This is a genomic window from Pseudoxanthomonas sp. GW2 (assembly GCF_000283075.1).
Taxonomy (GTDB): domain Bacteria; phylum Pseudomonadota; class Gammaproteobacteria; order Xanthomonadales; family Xanthomonadaceae; genus Pseudoxanthomonas.
Window position 1 is genome coordinate 1 of the sequence record NZ_ALIP01000058.1, and the last position, 2534, is coordinate 2534.

At 71.0% G+C, this 2534-nt stretch carries 2 protein-coding genes; one reads left to right on the forward strand and one right to left on the reverse strand.

What is annotated here, in order from left to right:
- On the reverse strand, nucleotides 1–1479 hold a 1479-nt coding region (locus B351_RS0104475), incomplete at its 3' end, for an ATP-binding cassette domain-containing protein (RefSeq protein WP_026010360.1).
- A gap of 37 nt (nucleotides 1480–1516) precedes the next feature.
- Here B351_RS0104475 and B351_RS0104480 point away from each other — a divergent pair.
- Nucleotides 1517–2534, forward strand: a 1018-nt coding sequence (locus B351_RS0104480) for a DEAD/DEAH box helicase (protein WP_019397852.1), incomplete at its 3' end; no start/stop codon positions are given.

Here is a 2534-nt window from a genome sequence, read left to right on the forward strand (position 1 = left end):
GTCGCGGTCGTGGCTGACCAGCAGCAGGGTGCCGTTGTAGTCGGCCAGCAGGTCTTCCAGCAGCTCCAGGGTTTCCACGTCCAGGTCGTTGGTCGGCTCGTCCATCACCAGCAGGTTGGATGGCTGCGCGAACAGGCGCGCCAGCAGCAGGCGGTTGCGCTCGCCGCCGGACAGGCGGGTGATTGGCGCACGCGCGCGCTCGGGCGTGAACAGGAAGTCCTGCAGGTAGGCCAGCACGTGCTTGCGCGAGCCGTTGATCTCGACGAAGTCGCGGCCGCCGGCCACGTTCTCCATCGCGTTCCAGTCTTCGCGCAGGGTCGCGCGGTACTGGTCGAAGTAGGCCACCTGCAGGTTGGTGCCCAGTTTCACCTCGCCGGCCTGCGGCTGCTGTTCGCCCAGCAGCAGCTTCAGCAGGGTCGTCTTGCCACTGCCGTTGGGGCCGATGAGGCCGATGCGGTCGCCGCGCAGCACGGTGGTGGAGAAGCCGCGCACCATCACCTGCCCGCCGTGGGCGAAATGCAGGTCCCTGGCCTCGATGACCTTCTTGCCGGAGGACTCGCCCTGGGCAGCCTCCATGCGCACGTTGCCGGACAGTTCGCGGCGCTGGGCGCGTTCCACGCGCATGGCCTTGAGCCGGCGCACGCGGCCTTCGTCGCGGGTGCGGCGGGCCTTGATGCCCTGGCGGATCCAGGCTTCCTCCTGCGCCAGCAGCTTGTCGAAGCGCGCGTTCTCCTGCGCCTCGGCGTTGAGCCGCTCCTCGCGGCGGCGCTCGTAGTTGGCCCAGTCGCCCGGCCAGCTGGTGACCTGGCCGCGGTCGATCTCGACGATGCGGGTGGCCAGGGCGCGCAGGAAGCGGCGGTCGTGGGTGACGAACACCACGCTGCCGCTCCACTCCTTCAGGAAGCCCTCCAGCCAGTCGATCGCCTCGATGTCCAGGTGGTTGGTCGGCTCGTCCAGCAGCAGCACGTCCGGCGCGGAAACCAGCGAGCGCGCCAGCAGCACGCGGCGCTTCATGCCACCGGACAGGCGCGCGAACACCGCATCGCCATCCAGCTCCAGGCGGCTGAGCACCTCGGCCACGCGCCGGTCCAGGGCCCAGCCGTCGGCCGCGTCGATCTTCGCCTGCACCCGCGACAGCTGCGCCGCGTCGAATTCCGCGGCATGGCTGATCTGGTGGAACTGCGCCAGCCAGGTGCCCAGCTCGCCCAGGCCGCCGGCGACCACGTCGAACACGCTGCCCTCGGTGCCGCCGGGCACCTCCTGCTCCAGGCGCGCCACACGCACGCCTGCCTGGACCCGCACCTGGCCATCGTCCGGCTGCAGTTCGCCGGCGATGAGCTTGAGCAGGGTGGATTTGCCGGCGCCGTTGCGGCCGATCAGGGCGATGCGTTCGCCCGGCTCGATCGACAGGTCGGCATGTTCCAGCAACAACGGGCCGCCGACGCTGTAGTCGACGTTCTGCAGGGTGATCAAAGGCATCCGCGCATTGTACGGGCCACACCTGCGAGAATGGCGCATGACCGACTTTGCCGCGCTGCCGCTCTCCCCCGCCCTGCGTCCCGGACTGGACGCGCTGGGCTATACCGCCGCCACGCCGATCCAGGCGCAGTCACTGCCGCCGATCCTGGAAGGCCGCGACCTGCTGGCGCAGGCGCCCACCGGCAGCGGCAAGACCGCCGCCTTCGGCCTGGGCCTGCTGCAGCGGCTGGATCCGGGCCAATCGCGCTGCCAGGCGCTGGTGCTGTGCCCGACCCGCGAGCTGGCCGACCAGGTCGGCCGGCAGCTGCGCCGCCTGGCCACCGGCATCCCCAACCTCAAGCTGAGCGTGCTCACCGGCGGCGTGGCGCTGGAGCCGCAGATCGCCTCGCTGCAGGCGCACGACCCGCAGGTCGTGGTCGGCACGCCGGGCCGGGTGCAGGAGCTGGCCCGCAAGCGCGTGCTGCACCTGGGCGTGGTCCGCACCCTGGTGCTGGACGAGGCCGACCGCATGCTGGACATGGGCTTCGAGGAGCCGGTGCGCGAGATCGCCAACCGCTGCCACGGCCAGCGCCAGACCCTGCTGTTCTCGGCCACCTTCCCCGATGCGATCCGCGAACTCGCCCGCCAGCTGCTGCGCAATCCGGTGGAGGTCTCGGTGGACGGCGGTGAATCGGCGCCGGACATCGAGCAGCGCTTCTTCGACGTGGACCCGCAGTTCCGGCAGAAGGCCGTGGCCGGCCTGCTGCTGCGCCATCGCCCCGAATCGGCGGTGGTGTTCTGCAATACCCGCAAGGACGTGGACGAGGTCGCCGGCTCGCTGCGCCAGTTCGGTTTCTCCGCCCTGGCCCTGCACGGGGACATGGAGCAGCGCGACCGCGACGAAGTGCTGCTGCAGCTGGCCAACCGCAGCTGCAACGTGCTGGTTGCCAGCGACGTGGCCGCGCGCGGCCTGGACGTGGAGGACCTGGCCGCGGTGGTGAACTACGAGCTGCCCACCGACGTGGATGCCTACCGCCACCGCATTGGCCGCACCGGCCGCGCCGGCCGCCGTGGCC